General features: G+C 33.4%; 16 protein-coding genes and 1 tRNA gene. 6 read left to right on the forward strand and 11 right to left on the reverse strand.

Translation table 11 applies throughout. From position 1 onward, the window contains the following. Positions 1–256 precede the first annotated feature (256 nt). The gene (locus HQN85_RS14410; protein ID WP_173273557.1) at positions 257–1,171 is read left to right on the forward strand and encodes a serine hydrolase; all 915 of its coding nucleotides are present in this window, start codon (positions 257–259) and stop codon (positions 1,169–1,171) included. Here the strand turns inward: HQN85_RS14410 and HQN85_RS14415 are convergent, their stop codons facing one another. Continuing rightward, complete coding sequence (locus HQN85_RS14415) at positions 1,172–1,636, reverse strand: hypothetical protein (protein ID WP_173273558.1); 465 nt, start codon at positions 1,634–1,636, stop codon at positions 1,172–1,174. Positions 1,637–1,738: 102 nt separating this feature from the next. On the opposite strand from HQN85_RS14415, the gene ychF reads away from it, so the two are divergent. Beyond that, positions 1,739–2,833, forward strand: a complete 1,095-nt coding sequence (gene ychF / locus HQN85_RS14420) for a redox-regulated ATPase YchF (protein WP_173273559.1) — start codon at positions 1,739–1,741, stop codon at positions 2,831–2,833. 409 nt (positions 2,834–3,242) lie between these two features. On the opposite strand, the gene mgtE is transcribed toward ychF, so the two are convergent. Further along, positions 3,243–4,619: a magnesium transporter gene (gene mgtE / locus HQN85_RS14425; RefSeq protein ID WP_173273560.1), complete on the reverse strand. Its 1,377-nt coding sequence runs from the start codon at positions 4,617–4,619 to the stop codon at positions 3,243–3,245. 124 nt (positions 4,620–4,743) lie between these two features. Between mgtE and HQN85_RS14430 the strand changes: the two genes are divergently transcribed. Both HQN85_RS14430 and HQN85_RS14435 read left to right on the forward strand, forming a co-directional pair. Continuing rightward, positions 4,744–4,815, forward strand: a tRNA-Arg gene (locus HQN85_RS14430). Positions 4,816–4,911: 96 nt separating this feature from the next. Further along, the gene (locus tag HQN85_RS14435) at positions 4,912–6,111 is read left to right on the forward strand and encodes a GAF domain-containing sensor histidine kinase (RefSeq protein ID WP_173273561.1); all 1,200 of its coding nucleotides are present in this window, start codon (positions 4,912–4,914) and stop codon (positions 6,109–6,111) included. Positions 6,112–6,318: 207 nt separating this feature from the next. Here the strand turns inward: HQN85_RS14435 and HQN85_RS14440 are convergent, their stop codons facing one another. The 5 genes from HQN85_RS14440 to HQN85_RS14460 form a co-directional block, all read right to left on the reverse strand. After that, positions 6,319–7,122 carry a hypothetical protein gene (locus HQN85_RS14440; RefSeq protein WP_173273562.1) on the reverse strand — a complete coding sequence of 268 codons (804 nt, stop codon included), beginning with the start codon at positions 7,120–7,122 and terminating at the stop codon, positions 6,319–6,321. Between the two features lie 282 nt (positions 7,123–7,404). Continuing rightward, positions 7,405–8,814 carry a TolC family protein gene (locus tag HQN85_RS14445; protein ID WP_173273563.1) on the reverse strand — a complete coding sequence of 470 codons (1,410 nt, stop codon included), beginning with the start codon at positions 8,812–8,814 and terminating at the stop codon, positions 7,405–7,407. 102 nt (positions 8,815–8,916) lie between these two features. Next, a complete protein-coding gene (locus tag HQN85_RS14450) occupies positions 8,917–12,084 on the reverse strand; it encodes an efflux RND transporter permease subunit (RefSeq protein WP_173273564.1) in 3,168 nt (1,055 codons plus the stop codon). 11 nt (positions 12,085–12,095) lie between these two features. Beyond that, positions 12,096–13,292 (reverse strand): efflux RND transporter periplasmic adaptor subunit, encoded by a 1,197-nt coding sequence (locus HQN85_RS14455; RefSeq protein ID WP_173273565.1) that lies wholly within the window; start codon positions 13,290–13,292, stop codon positions 12,096–12,098. A 78-nt stretch (positions 13,293–13,370) separates the two neighbouring features. Continuing rightward, on the reverse strand, positions 13,371–13,970 hold the full coding sequence (locus HQN85_RS14460) for a TetR/AcrR family transcriptional regulator (RefSeq protein WP_173273566.1): 600 nt from the start codon (positions 13,968–13,970) through the stop codon (positions 13,371–13,373). Positions 13,971–14,251: 281 nt separating this feature from the next. On the opposite strand from HQN85_RS14460, the gene HQN85_RS14465 reads away from it, so the two are divergent. Both HQN85_RS14465 and HQN85_RS14470 read left to right on the forward strand, forming a co-directional pair. Beyond that, on the forward strand, positions 14,252–15,490 hold the full coding sequence (locus HQN85_RS14465) for a YaiO family outer membrane beta-barrel protein (RefSeq protein ID WP_173273567.1): 1,239 nt from the start codon (positions 14,252–14,254) through the stop codon (positions 15,488–15,490). A gap of 5 nt (positions 15,491–15,495) precedes the next feature. Beyond that, on the forward strand, positions 15,496–16,653 hold the full coding sequence (locus tag HQN85_RS14470; protein ID WP_173273568.1) for a hypothetical protein: 1,158 nt from the start codon (positions 15,496–15,498) through the stop codon (positions 16,651–16,653). Positions 16,654–16,657: 4 nt separating this feature from the next. On the opposite strand, the gene HQN85_RS14475 is transcribed toward HQN85_RS14470, so the two are convergent. From HQN85_RS14475 to HQN85_RS14490, 4 genes are all read right to left on the reverse strand, one after another. Then, positions 16,658–18,709 carry an LTA synthase family protein gene (locus tag HQN85_RS14475; RefSeq protein ID WP_173273569.1) on the reverse strand — a complete coding sequence of 684 codons (2,052 nt, stop codon included), beginning with the start codon at positions 18,707–18,709 and terminating at the stop codon, positions 16,658–16,660. Between the two features lie 2 nt (positions 18,710–18,711). Beyond that, complete coding sequence (locus HQN85_RS14480) at positions 18,712–20,145, reverse strand: glycosyltransferase family 2 protein (protein ID WP_173273570.1); 1,434 nt, start codon at positions 20,143–20,145, stop codon at positions 18,712–18,714. Then, the gene (locus tag HQN85_RS14485) at positions 20,142–21,080 is read right to left on the reverse strand and encodes a HEAT repeat domain-containing protein (protein ID WP_173273571.1); all 939 of its coding nucleotides are present in this window, start codon (positions 21,078–21,080) and stop codon (positions 20,142–20,144) included. Before HQN85_RS14485 ends, HQN85_RS14480 begins: the two co-directional genes overlap by 4 nt. Positions 21,081–21,199: 119 nt before the next feature. Then, the gene (locus HQN85_RS14490) at positions 21,200–21,571 is read right to left on the reverse strand and encodes a response regulator transcription factor (protein ID WP_173273572.1); all 372 of its coding nucleotides are present in this window, start codon (positions 21,569–21,571) and stop codon (positions 21,200–21,202) included. Positions 21,572–21,626: the final 55 nt, after the last annotated feature.

A 21,626-nucleotide genomic window follows, 5' to 3' on the forward strand; every position in this document is an offset into this window, starting at 1 on the left:
AGGGCAGGTTAATCACTTTACCAACCCAAAGATTTCTTCATTGCGTTGCACTCCAGTCGAAAGGACGATAAGTAACTAAGCTATTACCTTTTCTCCCTATACGTCATTTCGAGCGAAGCCGAGAAATCTTTTAACCCAACTAAAAGATTTCTCCATTGCGCTGCACTTCAGTCGAAATGACGAGCGGAGAACATATGCTTTTTTATTAAAAATAATGAACTGAGTTATTATATTCGTTAATCAAAAATACTTAGCCATGAAATCATTTAAACTGCTGTTAATTTTAACTTTTATTGCCACTCATCTATTTGCTCAAGAAGAAAAAACAGATATCAAACTCACTAAAATGTTAGCAGAGTTGGCCAAAGGTTTTAATGGTGATGTGGGCATGTACGTTAAAAATCTAAAAACAGGTAAAACTGCCAGTTTTAATGCAGATACTATTTTCCCAACGGCAAGCATGGTCAAAGTACCAATCACCTGTGGTATTTTAAATAAAATAGAAAAAGGTGAACTCAGTTATCAAGCACAATTAACCTATCGAGACAGTTTATTATATGCTGGTGAAGATATTTTAGGCTCATTTAAGGATGGGGAAAAAATTTGGCTGAGCAAGGTTTTAATGTTAATGATTACCACAAGCGATAATACTGCAAGTTTATGGAGCCAAAGTTTGGCAGGAACAGGAACAGCTATAAATGAGTTAATGGAGCAAAATGGGTTAAAATATACCCGTGTAAATTCTAGAACACCAGGAAGAGAGTCAAATCGCAAGCAATATGGTTGGGGGCAAACTACACCTAGAGAAATGGCAACACTGTTAACACTTATTCGCGATGGAAAAATGATTAGTCCCGCAGCTTCAGAACGTATTTATCGAAATTTAATTCGCATTTATTTTGACAAAGAGGCATTGTCTGAAATACCTCCGTATGTGCAAGCCGCATCAAAATCTGGCGCTGTAGACGAAGCCCGTTCGGAAGTAGTTTTGGTAAATGCACCACATGGCGATTATGTATTTTGCATTGCTACAAAAAACCAAAAAGATACTTCATGGACACACACTAATGAAGGCACCACGCTGATAAGAAAACTTAGTAAAACTTTATGGCATTATTTCGAACCAAAATCTGATTGGAAACCTGCTGACGGAATGGAAAAATATTATTAATTAGACTTGATGATTCATTATTGAAGAAACAATTAACAACATATATAGGCTAATGAAAATAATGGTTAATATGCCCCAATATTTAAAAAGAGATTTCAGTTTACTCATGGCATCATCCAAATTAATTTGGTCCCCATAGAGTACGCCATGTTTTGCCTTAGTAGAATATTTAAACAACAGTAAGCTTGGATAAAAAACTGCAAAAGCATATAGCAGGCAAATTGCAGTAAAGGCTATACTGCCAAATTTACCCATCTGTCCTGCCATCAGCATAATCTCAGGACTTGTATTCATAGCGGCTCCAATCGTAAATGCGCCAATAATCATGATACCAGTAAAAACAAAACCTACAATAGCTAAAAATCCTGCCCATTTGGCAATTTCATAAATATAGCTGCGCATTTCTTCACTTACTATTAAAGTGATTTTTTCATTTGCATCATTGGTTTGTTCTAAGTTTTCCATTTTAAGGGTCTTTATGTTGATTTTCAAAGATAAACATAATAAATATTAATATCTTTGCGCCCTTTAAGAGTGAAATCGTAAATTTTAAAATCTAAGATATAAATGGCATTACAATGTGGTATAGTTGGCTTACCAAATGTAGGTAAATCGACCTTATTTAACTGTTTATCAAACGCAAAAGCACAGGCTGCAAATTTTCCTTTCTGTACTATTGAACCAAATATTGGTGTAATTACCGTACCAGATGATCGTTTAACTAAGCTTGCAGAATTGGTAAAACCAAATAAAGTTCAACCAAATACTATTGAAATTGTAGATATTGCCGGTTTAGTTAAAGGCGCTTCCAAAGGTGAAGGTTTAGGCAATCAGTTTTTAGGGAATATTAGAGCTACAAGTGCAATTATCCATGTTTTACGTTGTTTTGATGACGGTAATGTAATCCATGTAGACGGTTCTGTGGATCCTATTCGTGATAAAGAAATTATTGATACTGAGTTGCAGTTAAAAGATTTAGACACAGTTACTAAACGTATTCAGAAAGTGGAAAAAATGGCTAAAACTGATAAAGAAGCCAAAAGAACTTTCGACATTCTTTCTGTTTTTAAGGCTCATTTAGAAACTGGAAAATCTATCCGCACTGCAAAAGTTGAAAAAGACGATTTCGATTTTATTGAAGATTTAGGTTTACTTACTCAAAAGCCAGTAATGTACGTATGTAATGTAGATGAAGCTTCGGTAATTAATGGTAATAAATATGTGGATTTAGTTAAAGCTAGCGTAGCTGATGAAAATGCTGAGGTTTTAGTTATTTCTGCTAAAATTGAATCAGAAATTGCAGAATTGGATAGCTACGAAGAACGTCAGGAGTTTTTGGCCGATTTAGGTTTAACAGAATCTGGTGTAAATAAATTGATTAGAGCTGCATATCGTTTACTTGATTTATATACTTATTTTACTGCTGGTTTACAAGAAGTTAGAGCTTGGACAATAACCAAGGGTTTTACTGCACCGCAAGCTGCTGGTGTGATCCATACAGATTTCGAAAAAGGATTTATTCGTGCTGAAGTTATTAAATACAATGATTTTATCACACTTGGTTCTGAAGCTGCATGTAAAGAGGCTGGTAAGTTAGGTGTTGAGGGTAAGACTTATGTTGTTGAAGATGGCGATATTATGCACTTTAGATTTAACGTGTAAGTTTAGGTTATAAAAATAAATGGAAAGCTGTTCGAAAGGATGGCTTTTTTTTGTTTGTCATCCAGAGCATAGCTAAGGATCTATTTTCTTTTTTAGCTCACCGCCGCAAGGGCTCTTTCTTTTCTCTTGATAGAAAAGAAACAAAAGATCAAGGCTGTGTATCATCTCTCGGATTAAGCTATCCAAACTTTTAAAGCGACAGAAAAAGGTTCGATGAAGGATCGAACTGCTTTCTGTCTTAGGTTGTGGTTTATTAAAGTATTTGCATAAGTTTGAATGCTTTCCCCTTGGGGATGCTACAAGGCCGTATGTCATTCTTGGTAATGTTTGTGGTTTGGGATGTAAGATGTTCAACATTCCCATAAATCGAGTTGGGTATGACGAGCTATAAAATAGAGAGTTGGAAATTTTACAATAATATACCTTTTAATACTAAAACGGCAATACTAAAGTAAATTACAATTCCAGTTACATCTACCATTGTAGCCACAAAAGGTGCAGATGAGGTAGCTGGATCGAGCTTTAAACGTTTCATAATAATTGGCATCATAGAGCCAATTAAACTACCCCAAAGTACGATACCGATTAGAGTGAAAAATATAGTTAATGCGATTAGAAACCAGTGTGTTCCGTAATCATAAAGATGAAGATTTTGCCACACAGATATCCTGATAAAACCAATGGTACCGAGTATCAAACCAAGTAATAATCCTGAAATTAGTTCTCTACGCATTACTCGCCACCATGAGGCGATGGTTACTTCACCTAAGGCCATAGCTTGTATAATTAATGTTGAGGCTTGTGAACCACTATTACCACCGCTACTCATAATTAATGGTATAAAAAGGGAAAGTACGACTGCTTTTTCGAGCTCTATTTCGAAGTGTTGCATTGCAGTGGCGGTAAGCATTTCGCCAAGAAAAAGAACAATAAGCCAACTTGCTCTTTTTTTAACAAGTCTAAGAATTGGTATATCTAGGTAAGGTTCATCTAGGGCTTCGGTACCCCCTATTTTGTGCATGTCTTCGGTGTATTCCTCATGGGCAATCCACAAAATATCATCAATGGTTACAATACCCAAAAGGATATTCTGGTCATCAATTACAGGTAGAGCTACCCTATTATTCATCCTAAAGACATTAATCGCTTCTTCTTGTGGGTCGTTTACTTTTAGCGCAATTAAACGATTATCTGTAAGCTCGGCTATTTTAACTTCTGGGTCTGCAAGAAGGATTTCTCTTATCCGAATATCATCTAAAAGAACTCCATCTTTATCAATAACGTAAACCACATCTATGGTTTCGGAGTTTTTGCCATATCTACGAATGTGTGAAAGCACTCGGCTTACGGTCCATTCTATTTTTACAGCAATAAAATCTGGGGTCATTAACCGTCCAACGCTATCTTCTTTGTAGCCTAAAAGGTTTAATGCTTCTTTTCTATCGTTATCTGGGAGTAAACTGAGCAATTTTTTAACGGCATCCCCTTTAAGCTCTCCTAGTAGTGCGGTTCTATCATCGGGTGGTAATTGCCTAATGATTTCAGTTAGTTTATTGTTTTGAAGTTTTTTAATGATCCGCTCTTGTGTAGGGAAATCGAGAATACGAAATACATTAACAGCTCTTTTGATGGAAATTGTTTCAATGAATTTAACAGCATGTTGTGGAAGTTCGTCTATTAAATGCTCTACATCTGAAATGTTCAGTTCATTTAAATAGGTTTTTAACTGCCTATCACTATCGTTTTCTAACAATTGTAATATTTCGTCTACTAGCAGTTCTTCCATAGCACTATTTTAAATTACATCTTCATTCTGTTTACATTGCTTTGCAAAAGTGCCTTTTTCTTTTCAGAAAGCCAATTATTAATATCCAAAATAGTTTTATATTTTTGCTAGGCATTAAATAACTGTTCCCGTAGTTCAATGGATAGAATTATGGTTTCCGGTACCATCGATATGAGTTCGAATCTCGTCGGGAACACATCAATCAGCAGCCTTACTTATTTAGAAAGGCTGTTTGATTGAAACTTTGAGGTTTAGTTTTACGTAAATATATTTGAACACTAAATATTAGAAAATGCCAAATTTAAATCCCATCCCTGCCAATGAAATGGATAGAATATTAAATTTATACGAATTTGATATTGATTATTCCAATTTAGAAAGCACTTTTAAAGACCTTACCCATTTAGCAGCAAAAATTTCAGGCACTGATATTTCATTAGTTAACTTGATCGATTCATACACCCAATGGTCGGTTTCGAATTTTGGTTTAGATATTGATCAAATGGCGAGGGAAGATTCTGTTTGCCAATACACCATATCACAAGATGATTATTTTGAAGTGGAAGATCTTTCTACAGATACCCGTTTTCAAGATAAATTTTATGTGGCTAATCCACTTAATTTACGTTATTACCTAGGTGTTCCTTTAAAAACAAAAACTGGACATAACATTGGGGCTTTGTGTGTACTTGATAAGGACCGTAAGAAATTGACTCCAGAGAAAATTGAGCTTTTAAAAATAATTGCCAAAGAAATTATAACGAGATTAAATACTATAAAAGTTATTCAAGATCTTAAAAACAAGCTTTTAGTTGAAAAGGAAACAAGTAAAAAGGTTGCTCACGATATTAGAGGACCATTAGCCGGCATTATTGGTGTATCTGAAATTATTCAGGATCAAGCTGACGATAATAAACTTTCTGATATTTTAGAAATGGTTAATTTGATACATACTAGTGGTAAATCGGTTTTAGATTTAGCAGATGAAATTTTATCTGAAAAAAGAATTTCTAAACCTTTGCTAGATGAAAATTTTAATCTAGTTGTACTAAAAGAGAAACTTTTAAAGTTATATACTCCTCAAGCTAAATATAAGGATATCAATTTTGATGTACGTATTAATGAGTCAAATAAAACTATCATTTTCTCCAAAAATAAATTGCTCCAAATTATAGGCAACTTGATTTCTAATGCAATGAAATTTACACCTGAGCGAGGAGATGTTTTAGTAGATTTAGATTTACAAACGATTGAAAATATTTATTACTTGAATATAGTAGTAACTGATACGGGAGTTGGGATGAATGATCAATCTATTGAAAACATTCTAAAAGGTTCCCAAACATCTTCTGATGGTACTGAAGGAGAAAAGGGTTATGGCTTTGGTTTAGCCATGGTTAAACACTTAATTGATGGCTTGAAAGGCAAGATGGAGATTAGTTCTATTGAAGGAAAAGGCACCAAATTCGAAATTAAAATTCCACAATATTAACGAATAGATACTTATTCTAAATACTTCTATTCCTGTAGATTATTCTTATTGATGGATAGATACAAAATTATAAAATCGATCATCAAACTTTAATTAGCCATCATCGGAAATACAAAAAAGGATTGCAAACAAACTTTGCAATCCTTTTATTTTGTTTAAATATCTTAAGGAAAGAATAATCAATTTTATATTACATAAAGCAACTTGTTAGAACTCCAGCAACAATTTTGACTCGTCATGGAAATTTTTTGCCCATATACTATCATCAATTCCGAGAGAATTATCTTCAATCAATTTTATATTATTTTTGATGTCAACTTCATATATCCTATAAGCATGCAAAGTCTTATTTTTGCTTTTGTCGAATTGTATAATTGAATATTGAAAGGTTGTATTATGCCTTGATGATATTTTAGTAAATAAAAAATGAGTAATATCTTTAGGCAATGTATATTTTATGCCAGCTGATTTATCAGCAGGTAAAATAGGGTGTCTTACATAAAAGGTATTCGCTTCTATGCATGCATTTGAAACTAAAATTTTTCCATTCTCTACTTTGGATGGGCATTTTATGACTTCGTTGTAGTTTGTAATCGCAATTTCGAGATCATATATTGGATATTTTGAAACATTAACTAAATAGCATTTAAATTGTTCATCCTTTAATCCACCTATTTCCATTCTAATATATCCAGAACCGAAAATTTTTAAAATTGTTTCTGCTTGTGCCTGAATCAATTTATTATTTGACTCAATTATATTAGAAGCCTTATCATTTACTTCTAAATTTAATTTTCTGTTTTCCTCATTGGCTATTAATAGTTTTCGAAAATAATAATCAGCCTTTCTCTGATTGCTTTCAGCTTTAGCTTGATTTTTATCTGCCTTAACCTGGTTAGCCCTAGCCTGTTTATAAGCTTCCTTCTTCTCGAGAGCTTGCCAAATTGCAGCGCCTATGGTAGCTGATGCTGCTAATATTGCTAAAAAAATTGGAAACATATATTTTTTCATTTGGAAATAAAGCTACAAATAGTTTTAAAATGTATGGCACAAATCTTTAGTTCCAAGTGTTGACTTCTAATATCTTTATTTTATTATTTGCTATTTTTTTTAATTGATTTTCGTAATAATTAGCAATACAAAAGGCTTGCAATTTCATTGCAAGCCTTTTTTTAATATTATTTTCGTCATTTCACAACACAAGTGGGGATCTTAAAGCATTAAGCAATGCATATTTTTTCCATTAAGATGGCCAGTCAAGCTGGAACATGACGTAAGGCTTTAGAAAATTAATTACTGCCAACCTCCACCAAGTGCTCGATATAAAGATACACTTGCATTTAGTTGTGCTGTTTTTAAGGATGCTAAATCTAATTCTCCTTGTAATAAATTTCCTTGAGCTGTAATTACTTCTAGGTAATTTGCCATACCACTTTTGAAAAGCAGATCTGAATTTTTAACTGCTAATTGTAATGTCTTCACTCTATCTTGAGCAATAGCATATTCAGATTTTAAGTTCACAATTTTAGCTTGTTCATTTGAGACCTCAACCACGGCTCCAATTACGGCTTGTCTAAATAATAAAACAGATTGGTCTCTTTCTACTTTTGCTAATTCAAATTGTGTTTTTAACTCTTTACGCTGAAAAATTGGCTGAGTGATTCCTCCACCAACCACACCGAATAAAGAAGCTGGAATAGTGAACCAATTACTAGCTTGAAAAGAATTTAATCCGCCGCTTGCAGAAATAACTAAGCTGGGGTATAATCTTGCGTTTGCAATGCCAACTTTAGCATTCGCTATTTTTAATCCTAATTCCACATTTTTAACATCTGGTCTAATGCTCAGCATTGTTGCTGGAACCCCAGTTGCCAATTGATCTGAAACTGTCAGTTGTGCTAACGTTGTAGCTCGTTCAATAGCCGAAGGAAATTTTCCGGTTAAAGCACTTAATGCATTTTCTTGAATGCTTATTTCTTGTGTTATTTGAGGGATAAGTTGAGTTGCTCTTAATTGTTGTCCTTCTGCCTGTTGGATGGCTAGTGAGGTAACTTGTCCCGCATCAAACTGCATTTTTATCATTTTTAATGTATTGTTATTTAACGCTACATTTCTTTTTGCAATAGCTAATTGTTCATCAAGCATTAATAATCGGTAAAAACCTGATGCTACTTCTGCTACGATTTTAGTTTGTACTGCCTTTTTTACTTCGGCAGATTGTAAATATCCAGCGTATGCAGCTTCTTTTTGTTTTTTAATTTTACCCCAAATATCCGCTTCCCAAGTCAACGCTAAATTTGCATTGTAATCTTCGATATGGTTGGTATTTAAAAATTGAGAAGTACTCAATCCATTTAAACCATTGTCTGAAGGCCGGTTTGAAGTTGCATTAATTTGCAAATTCAATTGTGGAACGTTTCCTAATTTTGCTCTTTTCAACATCAGTTCTGCTGCATCAATATTTCTTAAGGCAATTTGTAAATCGAAGTTTCTAAGCAGCGCACTATCTATCAAATTCAGCATCGCTTGATTACTAAAAAACTCTTTTATCGGTAATGAGCCAATGCTAGCATCTTCGTTGGTTTCTCCTCCTCTAAAATTCACGGGTACATCTTTAATGGGTGTTGCAAAGTCTTTTGTAAGACTACAACTGCTTAACACCAAAAGCAAAATTGCGAGAGAACTATTTATTATTGTTTTCATTTTGTTATATTTTAGTTGTACCATTTCCTTAACCACAAGGAAATTAGCGGCAAGAACTCACTTAAAATAGGTTGTTCTTGCTCTTGTGTTTGTATATTCTGATTAGTTTCCATGATTTTCCGAATGAATTTCTGCATGCTCAACTGCTAATGGAGCGCCTGTAATTTTTTCTTGTAAAAACTGAAAGATGATAAACAATACAGGGATAATGAATACGCCTAATACAACTCCAAAAACCATCCCTCCTGCTGCTGCAATGCTAATAGAGTGATTTCCCAATGCTGATGGACCGACTGCTCTCATCATTGGAATCATACCTACAATAAAGGCTAATGAAGTCATGATGATTGGGCGTAACCTTAATTTTGCTGCTTCTAACGATGCTGATAATAAGGATTTCCCTGCTCTTCTTCGCTGAATAGCAAATTCTACAATTAAGATGGCATTTTTAGCGAGCAAACCGATCAGCATAACTAGTGCTACTTGTACATAAATATTATTTGAAATTCCTGTTAAGCCAATTGCAGCAAATACTCCAAATATTCCTGTTGGAATGGATAAAATTACTGCCCAAGGTAAAATGTAACTCTCGTACTGAGCAGATAACAAGAAATAAACAAATAATAAACACAGGATAAAGATGATAGCAGATTGCCCACCAGAAGAAAGTTCTTCTTTGGTCATTCCAGAAAATTCATAACCATAACCTCCAGGCAATTGCTTCGCTGCCACTTCTTCTACTGCCCTGATAGCATCACCTGAACTAAAACCTGGTTTTGTCATTGCATTTAATCCTATCGAATTAAATAAGTTGTAACGTGATGCTGTTTCTGGTCCATAAACTCTTTCTAATTTTACTAAAGTATTAATCGGTACCATTTCTCCAGTTTTGTTTTTAACAAACACACCATCCATTGCCGCAGCATTCGCACGATCATTTTTATCTGCTTGTACAACAACTCTGTAATATTTACCGAAACGATTAAAATCTGATGCTTGTGCACTTCCAAAATAAGCCTGCATGGTTTGTAAGATATCTTTAACGCTTACACCCAATTGCGCTGCTTTAACTTCATCTAGTTTCATTTCTAATTGAGGATAATCAGATTTGAATGAGGTAAATGCGAAGGCGATTTCAGGACGTTTCATTAGCTCTGCGATAAAATTGTTAGAGACTGCACTAAACTTATCCAATGAACCACCTGTTTTATCTTGCAACACCATATCTAACCCATCGATATTGCTAAAACCAGGAACAGTTGGAAAGGTGAAGACAAAGAAATTAGCTCCTTTAATGGCAGATAATTTACCTCTGACTTTGTTCATAATGCCATCAATATCTTTTATTTTGCCTCTATCATCTGTTAATTTAAGCAGTACAAATAATACTCCCGACGATGGACTAGATGATTGAGTAAGCATGTTGAAACCTGATAAGCCCATTAAGGTTTGCTTAGATTCCATTCCATTTAATAAACTTTCAGCTTGTTTAATTACATCTGTTGTACGATCTAAAGATGCTCCAGCTGGCATTGATAATGAGATGGCTAAAAAACCCTGATCTTCTGATGGAATAAACCCTGATGGTGTTCTTTTAATCATTACAGCTGTAGAAACAATTACAGCAGCCAATCCAACTAAGGTTAACCAACGGAAACGAACTAAAAATCTCAAAGTGTTGGTATATTGATTGGTGATTTTTTCAAATCCTGAGTTAAATCCTGCAAAGAATTTCTCTTTAAATGTTTTCTTTTCGGCACTTGCGTGATGAATTTCTTTCAAAAATAAAGCTGCCAAAGCTGGACTTAAAGTCAATGCATTTACTGCTGAAATTACAATAGCAATTGCCAAGGTGAAAGCAAATTGTCTATAGAATAAACCTGTGGATCCTTCCATAAATCCTACTGGTAAAAACACAGCAGACATCACTAAGGTAATCGAAATAATCGCTCCAGTAATCTCACTCATTGCAGCAGCAGTTGCAGCTTTAGGTGCTAAGTGGCGATGTTCCATTTTTGCATGTACCGCTTCGACAACCACAATCGCATCATCAACGACAATACCGATTGCCAATACCAATGCAAAGAGGGTAAGTAGATTAATAGAGAAACCAAAAATCCACATAAAGAAAAACGTACCTAGTATGGCCACTGGAACTGCTATTGCAGGAATTAAAGTAGAACGGAAGTCTTGCAAAAAGATAAATACAACAATAAAAACTAGCACAAAAGCCTCAATCAATGTATGTATTACTTGATCAATTGACTGATCTAATGAATTTTTCGTGTTATATAAGATTAAATGTTTTACTCCTTTTGGAAAGTTCTTTGAAGATTTTTCCATCAGCTTTGCAATAGCAATTTGTATTTGATTGGAGTTAGAGCCTGCCAATTGTACTATTCCAATATTGATACCTGGCTTTCCATTTACCCTTGTGAAGTTGGTGTAAGAATAAGCGCCAAATTCAATTCGAGCTAAATCTTTTAGTCTTAAAACTGATCCATCTGCATTAGCTTTAATAACCATTTCACCATACTCATCTGGCTTGTTTAATTTTCCCTTATAGGTAATTACATATTCGAAAGATTCTTTACTGCTTTCGCCAAATTTTCCTGGCGCAGCTTCTAAGTTTTTATCTTGAATAACAGCCATTACTTCTTTTGGCGTTAGTCCGTAGGTTGCCATTTTACTAGGATTTAGCCAAACCCTCATCGAATAATCTTTATTCCCACCAAAAATGCTTGCAGAACCCACTCCTGGAATACGTTTAATATCTGGAATAATGTTGATTTGTGCGTAATTGGCTAAAAATGTTTGGTCGTAGTTTTTCTCATCATCAGTGAAAAGGTCTACTACCATAATTAAGCTATTTTGCTGCTTAGCTGTTGTAATACCCGCTTGCACAACCTCTGTTGGCAGCTGACTTGTGGCTTGAGAAACTCTGTTTTGAACGTTTACTGCAGCTTGATCTGGGTTGGTACCCAATTTAAAATAAACTGTAATTACCAATGAGCCATCATTACTAGCAGTTGAGCTCATATAACTCATATTCTCTACGCCGTTAATTGCTTCTTCTAATGATGGGGCAACCGAACGCAATACAGTTTCAGCATTTGCACCTGGATAAAAAGCCATAACCTGAACTGCCGGTGGCGCAATATCTGGGAATTGTTGTAGTGGTAATTTAGATAATCCCAGTACACCTAGAATTACTAAAAGAATAGAAATAACCGTTGCTAAAACCGGTCTGTTTAGAAATATTTTGAACATCTTAATGATTATTATTTATTTGAGGCGTTATAAGCAGTTACTACTTTTGCTTTTTCAGGTTGGATTAAATCTCCTTCTTTTAAACTTTCGAAACCTTTTGATACAATTTGGTCACCTGATTTTAAACCATATTCTACCAAATAATTAGTACCACTTATACCCAATACTTTAATTGGTTGCTTACTTATTTTATTGTCCTTGCCTACTGCAAACACAAATACTTTATCTTGAATTTCAACAGTAGAAGCTTGAGGCACTAACAAGATATTATTGTGTTCGATGCCTAATCTTACTTTACCAGTATTGCCAGATCTTAATAAACCTTGAGCATTTGCAAAGCTTGCTCTTAATGTAATAGCACCTGTAGTTTTATCAAACTGACCATCGATCATGTCTATTTTTCCTGTTGAAGGATAAATTGTTTGATCTGCCAATACTAAAGAAACCGGAGGTAAATGTTTAATACGATCTGCCACTGAATTACCCTGATATTTTGCATTAAAATTGATAAAGTCTGTTTCTGCTAAAGAAAAATAGACATGCACTTCATGAACATCAGAAAGTTGCGTTAAAGATTCAACATCTGTTGGACCAACTAAACTTCCTTGCTTTTTAGGTAATCTGCCGATGTACCCACTTATTGGTGCTTTAATTTGAGTATAATTTAAGTTGATTTGTGCACTGTTCACATTAGATTTTGCTTGTTCTACGTTTGCTAAAGCAATTTCGTGTGCAGTTTTTGCGGTTTGTAATTGAAATGCAGAAACTACTTTTGCCTGAACTAAAGGTGTTAACTTATCAATTTCGAGTTGTGCATTTAAAACTGCAGCCTTTGCAGCTTGCAATGCAGCTTTTGCAGTATTCAATTGGGCTCTAAAAGGAAGTTCTGAAATTTGAAACAACAATTGTCCTTTCGTTACTAATTGTCCTTCGTTCACAAGAACCCTGTCTATAGTTCCTGCAATTTGCGGACGAATTTCTAAATCGGTAGCACCTTGTATTGAAGCTGGATAATCTACAAATGTTTGTTGTGAACTTTGGCTGATTGTAATAACAGGTAATGCTGGAGCAGGAGCTGCAGCCATCTGATCTGATGAATTGGTGCAACTAGCTAAAAACAAAACAATTGTAATAACTAATAGAATTATCCATTCGTTAAATAATTTAACATTGTTAGATAATGGTGCAAGTTTGGAGATATTATTCATATTTATTGAGATTTTATTAGTTTATTTTTAACGTTTATAATTTATCTAACAGCGTTAGATTATTGGACAAAAAAAAGGTTAGTCGTTAATAGTTTTAATAATCGCCTTAATAGCGCTTCTTAAAATTTGCTGATTAATTTCATCATTAGCGCCTTTTTGAACTAAATTAATAGATACTAATCCATGTATTAAAGACCAGAAAGTATAATATTTTAAGCACGATGTATCTTCTGAGACAGGTTGTTTCGTCAGTAATTTTTCAATTGCATCATAAAACAAATCCGTTGTGTATTCTGCTTCAGGCATTTTAGTATAGAGTTCACAACAGTTAACCTGTACTCCATACATTAATTGATAAAACTCCTTTTCCTCAAAAGCAAAATCCCAATAAGCTAACCACATGGCTTCCAATTGTTCCTCTGGATCCGTTTTGCTATCTCTAGCAGCTTTTACTTTTACTCCTAAATGCATGTAACCTTGTCTGGTTAATTCAAATAAGATACCTTCCTTATTAGAGAAATATTCGTAAATAATTGGGGCTGTGTATTCAATTACATCAGCAATTTTGCGCATACTTAAAGCAGCCCAACCCTCTTGTTTTACAATTTGTAAAGCAGCATCTAAAATACTCTTACGAGTATCTTCTTTCTGACGCTGAATTCTTTCTTTACTTCCCATTTATAAGTTAAGTGCTATAAATAATCTAACACCGTTAAGCAAATGTATAAACACTTTTAAAAATGCATATCATATTTATGTCAGATAATTCGAAAGTGCCATTAAAAGCTTTTATAGGGATTTTTTTAAAAATTAAATTTAGCTTATTGATTTTTATCCATCCTATCAAAAGAATTTCCCAACTTTACCAATTAAACTATAAACCTTTATTTGGTTAATTATCTTGCATTTTTTGCTTTTTTAATTATCTTTAAATGCATCCCTAAATATTAAAGACAACTATGAAATTTAGTGTATCTATTTTTGTACTTATACTGTTAAGCTCTGTTGCTATATGTGTAAAAGCACAATCTGCTGATGATCTTTTTGCCCAGGCTCGTAAAGCAGCATTTGATGAAAGTAATTATCCAAAAGCTATTGCTTTAAGTAAAACTGCTTTGCAAGGAAGCCCTGATTATGCAGATATACGTGTTTTTTTAGGTCGTTTATATACTTGGACGAAAAAACCAGATAGTGCTCGTTTGGCTTTTAATGAAGTAATTGCTAAACAACCAAACTATGAAGATGCATATGTTGGCTTAGGAAATTTAGAATTTTGGAATGATAACTCTGAGAAAGCATTAAGTGTTGTAAACGATGGACTTAAACATGTCCCTACTTCTGAACCGTTAGCGTTACTAAAAGCAAAAGTATTAAATGATTTAAAACGTTGGCAAGAAGCAGATGAAGTGGTAAGTGAAGTTTTGAAAAAGAATCCTTCGTTAACTGAGGCTCGCTCTTTGGCAAGTAGAATTAAAGAGAATAGTGCGAAAAACAAAGTAAGTTTAAGTTATGATTATATTTATTTTGATAAACAATTTGATGATCCTTGGCATTTGATAAGTGTTGATTACGGCAGACAAACTAAGTATGGATCAATTATTGGCAGGGTAAACTATGCTAATAGATTTAATACAAATGGATATCAATTTGAACTTGACATGTATCCACGCATTTCAAATACTTTTTATGCATATGTAAGCGGTGGAGTTTCTAATACAGTTGGAGTTTTCCCTAAGTATAGAGGTGGGTTTTCACTTTATGCTAATTTACCTCTCAGTTTTGAAGCAGAGGCTGGTTTCAGATTTTTGCATTTTAGTGATAACACTTGGATTTATACAGCATCTGTTAGCAAATATTACAAGAGCTTTTGGTTTAACTTCCGCACCTATTTAACTCCTTCAAACAACGCTGTTTCTCAATCTTATGCATTAACAACGCGTTATTATTTTGGTGGTGTTGATGATTATGTGAGTTTAGCACTTGGAACCGGTTTATCTCCAGATGATAATCAGAATAATGTACTTCTTAACTCAAATAACTACCGATTAAAATCTAATAATATCTCATTAGGATATAGAAAATCTATTAAAACCTTTAATGTACTAATGCTGAAAGTAGGTTACGATAACCAAGAATACTTAAAAGATACAAAAGGTAATCAGTTAGATTTTGGTATTGGCTACTTGAGGAGATTCTAATTCTTATGAAAAAAAACAAATGGTTATTGATTTTGTGGCTCATACCTGCCATCCCAGTATTAATGTTGATTGTTTGGTTTCTGACACCAAAAACAAAATTGGTTGTTGCCATTGTTGATAAAACAGTTTTAACAAGAGATGGGCAGGAACATATTTCTTTGGATTGGATTCTAAATCATGAAAAACTAACCAAAACGAGTAAAAAAAGATATCATGTTGGTGATGATTATTTTGGATTTTTCCCGAAGGATAAAGAGAAATTTAGGCTAAAGGGTTTAGAGCGTTTTAACAATAATCAACTTAAGCAATTAAGTGATGATGCTAACCTAGCTTATTTTACCGATACGTATGGTATTTATAAGAAAGAATGGTACAATGAACATAATTCGGAAAGAAGTTCTGGTATATTATATGGAGGGCTTAGCAAAAATGATCTGGATTTTTTAGAAATGATGAAAGCTAAGCACAAGCTTATTATCACAGAATTTAATACAATAGGTTCTCCAACTACTGTAGAAAATAGAAATCGATTTGAACAGCTTTTTGGAATGCACTGGACAGGTTGGACTGCTCGTTATTTTAACAGTTTAGATACAGCTGTTAATACCGAATTACCTAAATGGCTAGTACAAAACTATAAAGCAGCTAACGATAAAAAATGGCCATTTAAACGCTCTGGAATTGCTTTTGTAAGTGATTTAGATCAGGTAGTTATTTTAGAAGATAGTACTCATTTAACTAATCCACTGCCTTATATCGTGAGTTCAAAACATGGACAGGATAAATTCTCTTTACCAGAAAAAATCAAATATCCATTTTGGTTTGATGTAATAGTTCCTGATCAAAAGGTGAATGAGCGTGTAGCTGATTTTAAGATTTATCTTAACCAGAGCGGGAAAATTGAATTAAAGAAATACGGTATTCCAGAAAGTTTCCCAGCTGTATTAATGCACAATGCTGCTGACTATCAATTTTACTATTTTTCTGGTGATTTCTGTGATAATCCGATAACTATGACTTCTTCTTATTTTAAAGGAATAGGATTTTTCAAGTTTTTAATGTTTGATACGCAAGATCCGATGGAACGTAAAAGTTTCTTTTGGAACTTTTATCGACCTATGTTAACTACAATTCTAAAAGATGAAACCGCTAAAAAGAGATAGTACACTATTTTATAAGTGGACTATATTTTTTAATTAAAGAATCTGGAACTATTTTACCTCCGTTCGCAATTTTAGAATTCTTCTTTTTGAAGTTATCAAATGCATTTTTTAATTGGTTATAAGCTGCTTCATCTTGTATAGAAACTTCTTCCATTGCATTATTTAACTTAAATAAAGTATTTCCATTCAAATGATATTCGCCCATTACAAAGTCTAACATATCTGTTTTCGTTTGTATCATAGGGTAACTATGTACATTTCTGAAATTACGAGCAGTATCTAAACCTTGGCCTAACCAACTTACGACTGCAGGTGTTTTAATGGCGAAATTTTTCTTTAGGTAAGCTAATATACTTGGAGTGATATCGAAATGTGTAGATATAGATTCCATTTGTGCAGTACGTTTTAACATAGGCGAATAAATAATTAAAGGCACATGATAACGATCAATCTTATTGCTCATTGGAATTTCTGGCATTCGGTGATCTCCTGTTATGAAAAAGATGGTATTCGCATAATCACTTCTTTTTTGGTACTTCGCAAAAAAGTTTCTTAAGGATTCATCTGTATACATGATACTTGAATATTGCAATTTGTAATTTCGATAATCTGATTTTTTCGAATCATCAAACTTCAATTGGTCCATTCGTTGCTCAAATAGTTTCAAATACTTGTCTTGGTTATTAATAAAAAATGGATTGTGAGTTGCAACAGTTAAAATTACATTTAGCTCTGGCGCTTTTTCCACTTCAGCTTTTCTAGTATTTAAGTAATAATTAAATAACTGATCATCAGTATATCCCCAAGTAAATCCATTATGAGCAGGAAGTTTTTGATAACCATTTGGAAATGTAAATTCATCATTAATTTCATCAACAGCGTTCTTTTTTAAGAAAGCATTCATATTATCAAATTTAGAATCCCCTCCATAATAAAAAGAAGTGTGATACCCGTTATGCTTAAGTAAACTATATAACGATAAATGGTTTGGCATTTGATTACCCATTTCTAAGAAACCATTTTTTGCGAAAGGCAATGAACCTATCAATGATGGTAAAACAGCAAAAGTACGTCCGCCTTCACTTAAAAAATTTTTCCAATACAGACTTTTACCCGACAATGAATCAATAAAAGGAGTAAAATTACCTAGATAAGCTCCTTCATTAGTAAATGCCCTACCTAAGCCCTCAACTAACAAAATTACAATGTGCGGAGGTTTAGCATTTGGTTTTAAAAAAGGAGTTAATACATCTGGTGTTTCATCAGTATGTAAAAATGGATATTCATTTTCGTCTAGGTAATTAAACGAAGCTACTGTAGTTGTATTTCCATTTTCATAATCGCCAATGTAATTATCCGCGTAAATATCAACTTCCTCACTTTGCGGAAAGAAATGATCATAACTTGCGCTAAAGAAATAATCAGATTTATTGATTACCAAGTTATTAGAAAAATCTGAATCTAGATTAGGAAGTCCAATATAACTGTTGATTGGAATAAATAATAACAAGAACGACAAAATAGGCAATGACATACCGACTTTAGAATTGACATTAACTTTTTTAGGTAAAAAGCGAAATGCGATGATAACACCAACTACAACGACTAAAAAACCTATAGAAATACCTATACTTAATCCGCCTGATGCACCAATAGTTTGTTTAATATCCGCAATAGAATAACCATATAAATCGCCTCCTAATGGCACTAATGAGGTATTAAAATAGCCCATTAAAACAAGTTGGGCTATTGCAAGTACGGTTAACACAATATAACTAATTGCGTAAGCGGCTTTTTGTGAATAGAAATAAATGAGTACGAAAATTAAATATTCTAGCCAAATCCATTTTAACCAAAAAATAATATCCATTAACCATGACCACCCTAAAACAGCAAATAAACGTGGCGGAATTTGACGTGTTATGCCGTTTAAGATTAACTCTAAAACACTGAGTAAAAATAAAATACCCAGCCAAACAATCATCACTTTTGCAAATGCTTGACTTGCTTGATATACTCTTATTAGGTTATATGAATGAATTGTTTTGTTTTTCATAATTAACTCTTAGAATTTTTAGCGGTTGTAAAACCTTGTCTAGTCATTTCGCCCCACGAGTTCTTTTTTCTTAATAAATCAATATTTCCTTTTATTGCAGACCAAACTCCAAAGGGATGGAATAGGAATGGTTCTAAAAGTGCGGTTAAAAATAGCCGTAATATATCTTTTTTACTTTTGTACTGGTTATATGTTAATACTTCCATTAAAATAGCAAAAGAAGAATACATTATTCCGAAACTAAAAACCATTCCTAGTAAACCAAAAAAGAAGCGCCAATAAGTTAAACCGAACAGCGCCAAAATTAAGAAGCATGCCATTCCTACAAACTCTATGATAGGCGCTAAAAATTCAAAGAAGAACCAATAAGGATAACTTAACATTCCTAATAATCCATATTTAGGATTAAAGAACATCACTTTATGCATTTGAAGTGTTTCAATAGTCCCTCTAGTCCATCTATTACGTTGTCTACCTAATATTTTGAAAGTTGCAGGTGCTTCTGTCCAGCATAAAGGATCTGGTATAAACTTTACTTTATAAGGCAAGTTCAATTCCTCCATATACCTTCTCATTCGCACCACAAGCTCCATATCTTCACCAACGGTATTGTGGTTATAGCCACCACATTTTACTACAATATCTCTATCAAATGCACCAAAAGCCCCTGAAATCAATAACAATCCATTTAATCTACTCCAAGCCATCCTACCTAATAGAAATGCCCTGATATACTCTAAAGTTTGTACTCTTGGTAAAAATTCATGTGGCAAATTTACTTGCACCAATCTACCATCTTCAATTTTACATCCGTTTGCAATCCTAATTACACCACCAGTTGCAATAATTCGGTGCGATGTGGTTTCTAAAAATGGTTTTGCAAGCTTAAGGAGTGCATCTTGTTCTAAAATACAATCTACATCTATACAAACAATGTAATCCTTTTGGGAAATATTAATTCCAACATTAAGTGCATCAGCTTTCCCACCATTTTCTTTATCAACTACTATTAATTTGCGATAAACTTTTTTACTGCTTTTGTAAACCCCTCGAACTGCTTTAGTTTGTATTTGTTGGTTTACAAAATGATCCGTTCTATATAGACTATAGGCATTTATCAATTTTTCTAGCGAATCGTCTTTACTGCCATCGTTTATAATAATCACCTCTAAATTATTATAGTAAATGGACAAGAGCGATCTTACGTTTTCGATGATATTTGCACCTTCGTTGTAGGCTGGAGCTAAAATACTTATGCTTGGTGCTAATGATGAACTTGCCAAAGCTCTATAATCAGTGAAACTATTTTTGAGCAAATGCTTTCTTACTTCCCCAATTGAATATAAGCCAATAAAGATATAAAGACTTAAAAGCAGCAAAGAATAAACTAAAATAATGTTTGTAAATGTATCTACAACGATGGACTGCCAACTCATTTTATCTCTCCTTCAATTTGTTTAATAATTTGCTCTAAAGGATATTCTTGAGCAGTCTGTAATTCTTTTAACTGAAGTAAACTTGATGTATTAATATGAGCAACAGTGCGAACTATCATTCGCTTTAAATCATTATCTCCCTGATTTAAAAAGCTTATTAACATTGGTATGCTTTCATCAGAAGCAATATTTTGCATCACACTAACAATTGCCTTTTGATTTTTTAAGGTTTCGTATTCATATCTTTCTAATAAAACATCGGCTGTATCAATGTTGTAAATTTTTTCTAGCGTATAAATAGCTTCAAATCTAATTTCTTCATTTTCATGACTTAAGCATTCAATTACTTGATCGTAAAGCTCAAATCTGTGATAAGTTCTTGTCAATTTAAGTGCAAATGCTATTACACTAGTATTTTTAGATTTAAGCCACTTTTCAATTTTATTAAAATTTTCTGGAGGAAGCATTGAAAGTTCTTTTAATAAAGCAATCTGCTGCCATTCTGTAAGCTGATATGAAATTACATCCAAGAATCTAAGTCCTTTGAAGCCATAAAGCTTAACAATATTAGTTTGAGCTTCCATCCTTACTAAATCATTTTTATTATTTGTAAGTCTGTAAATTTTATTGAGGTATTCCTTTTGCTCCATTATACCAAGCTCTTGTATGGCCTGAGCTTTAACATGCCACTCACTACTATTTAGCTTGGCTAATGCATCTTCATTTAAATGCAACTGGATGTAAAGCTTTTTCAAATTTATGGCGGAAGCTCCTGAAATGTTCTTTTTTGCAGATATCAATTCTTTGGTTAGTAACCTCTTAAAATGTTTGTTAGACAGCATTTTGGTGGTTCTACCAGTAATTGGAAATGGATTATCGTCTGCATTTTCCTCTTGTTCAGAAAAAATTGCATTCCTGATTAACAAGTCAGCCATAAGCTTCCATTTAGCATATTTATTTCGTCTGCTTTTTCTTATCGTTAAATTAATCATGATAAAGCAGACCATGAGCAATGCAATACTCAAAAAAGTTATGGTTATAATTTCAAGATAAATCATCTTGCTTTCATCAAATCAAATCTTCTAACCCTAACTGTTAATTCATTTGGGCTGAACGGCTTTGTAATGTAATCATCTGCACCAAGCTGAAATGCTTCTAAAACAATATCTTCTTGACCCATACCAGAAAGAATAATAATTGAAATTTTATGATCTGAGAGATTTTCCTTTATTTCTGCTATAATTTCTAATCCAGAAACATAAGGCATCATGATATCCGATATGACTAAATCGGGTAGGTTTTCTTGTATTTTACTTATAGCCTCTCGCCCATCTCTTGCAAGGATCACTTCATGTCCATCTTTCTTTAGCCTTAATTCTAAAGTTTTGAGGGTTAGCTCTTCGTCCTCTGCAATTAAAATTTTCATTAATAGTAAGTTAGCTAGGGTGTAGTTAGTAGATTTTCTACAAGCAAAAAGTAAT

This window comes from Pedobacter boryungensis, from assembly GCF_013204825.1.
Classification (GTDB): domain Bacteria; phylum Bacteroidota; class Bacteroidia; order Sphingobacteriales; family Sphingobacteriaceae; genus Pedobacter; species Pedobacter boryungensis.

Coding starts and splice junctions, on each gene's coding strand:
- HQN85_RS14475 (WP_173273569.1), bottom strand. CDS start 18,709: ATGAAAAACAAAACAATTCATTCATATAACCTAATAAGAGTATATCAA.
- HQN85_RS14445 (WP_173273563.1), bottom strand. CDS start 8,814: ATGAAAACAATAATAAATAGTTCTCTCGCAATTTTGCTTTTGGTGTTA.
- HQN85_RS14490 (WP_173273572.1), bottom strand. CDS start 21,571: ATGAAAATTTTAATTGCAGAGGACGAAGAGCTAACCCTCAAAACTTTA.
- ychF (WP_173273559.1), top strand. CDS start 1,739: ATGGCATTACAATGTGGTATAGTTGGCTTACCAAATGTAGGTAAATCG.
- HQN85_RS14485 (WP_173273571.1), bottom strand. CDS start 21,080: ATGGCTGACTTGTTAATCAGGAATGCAATTTTTTCTGAACAAGAGGAA.
- mgtE (WP_173273560.1), bottom strand. CDS start 4,619: ATGGAAGAACTGCTAGTAGACGAAATATTACAATTGTTAGAAAACGAT.
- HQN85_RS14470 (WP_173273568.1), top strand. CDS start 15,496: ATGAAAAAAAACAAATGGTTATTGATTTTGTGGCTCATACCTGCCATC.
- HQN85_RS14450 (WP_173273564.1), bottom strand. CDS start 12,084: ATGTTCAAAATATTTCTAAACAGACCGGTTTTAGCAACGGTTATTTCT.
- HQN85_RS14480 (WP_173273570.1), bottom strand. CDS start 20,145: ATGAGTTGGCAGTCCATCGTTGTAGATACATTTACAAACATTATTTTA.
- HQN85_RS14435 (WP_173273561.1), top strand. CDS start 4,912: ATGCCAAATTTAAATCCCATCCCTGCCAATGAAATGGATAGAATATTA.
- HQN85_RS14460 (WP_173273566.1), bottom strand. CDS start 13,970: ATGGGAAGTAAAGAAAGAATTCAGCGTCAGAAAGAAGATACTCGTAAG.
- HQN85_RS14415 (WP_173273558.1), bottom strand. CDS start 1,636: ATGGAAAACTTAGAACAAACCAATGATGCAAATGAAAAAATCACTTTA.
- HQN85_RS14410 (WP_173273557.1), top strand. CDS start 257: ATGAAATCATTTAAACTGCTGTTAATTTTAACTTTTATTGCCACTCAT.
- HQN85_RS14455 (WP_173273565.1), bottom strand. CDS start 13,292: ATGAATAATATCTCCAAACTTGCACCATTATCTAACAATGTTAAATTA.
- HQN85_RS14440 (WP_173273562.1), bottom strand. CDS start 7,122: ATGAAAAAATATATGTTTCCAATTTTTTTAGCAATATTAGCAGCATCA.
- HQN85_RS14465 (WP_173273567.1), top strand. CDS start 14,252: ATGAAATTTAGTGTATCTATTTTTGTACTTATACTGTTAAGCTCTGTT.